This window comes from Streptomyces sp. 5-10 (genome assembly GCF_014712245.1).
GTDB lineage: Bacteria > Actinomycetota > Actinomycetes > Streptomycetales > Streptomycetaceae > Streptomyces > Streptomyces violaceusniger.
Window position 1 is genome coordinate 1 of record NZ_JACVYG010000242.1, and the last position, 440, is coordinate 440.

Annotated in this window: 1 protein-coding gene; it reads left to right on the forward strand. The window is 68.6% G+C overall.

What is annotated here, in order from left to right; translation table 11 throughout:
* Window positions 1-55: 55 nt before the first annotated feature.
* The coding region (locus IEJ02_RS48020) for a CurL C-terminal domain-containing protein (RefSeq protein ID WP_498067153.1) at window positions 56-440 on the forward strand (385 nt) is incomplete at its 3' end.

Here is a 440-nt window from a genome sequence, read left to right on the forward strand (position 1 = left end):
CCCGCGCCGGGCCGGGATCTCCTCCTTCGGCGTCAGCGGCACCAACGCCCACCTCATCCTCGAAGAAGGTCCCGCTCTGAAGGAACCCGAGGTGGTGGAGCGCGGTCCCTGGGCCGCCATTCCGCTCATCGTTTCCGCCCCTGGCGCCGAGGCACTTCCGGCCCAGGCGGAGCGCCTCGGCGACTTCCTGAATGAGTACCCCGACCTCGACATGGCGGACGTGGCCCTTGCCTCCGCTTGTTCACGGTCCGGACTGGAACAGCGCGCGGCCGTCATCGGTGCCGATCGGACGGAACTGCTCGACGCGTTGAGTGATCTCGCGTCCGGCAGGCCCGGTCAGGGGATCGTCCACGGACGGGCCCGTCCGGACATCAGCACGGCTTTCGTCTTCACGGGTCAGGGTGCGCAGCGTTTGGGGATGGGCCGTGAGTTGTATGGGG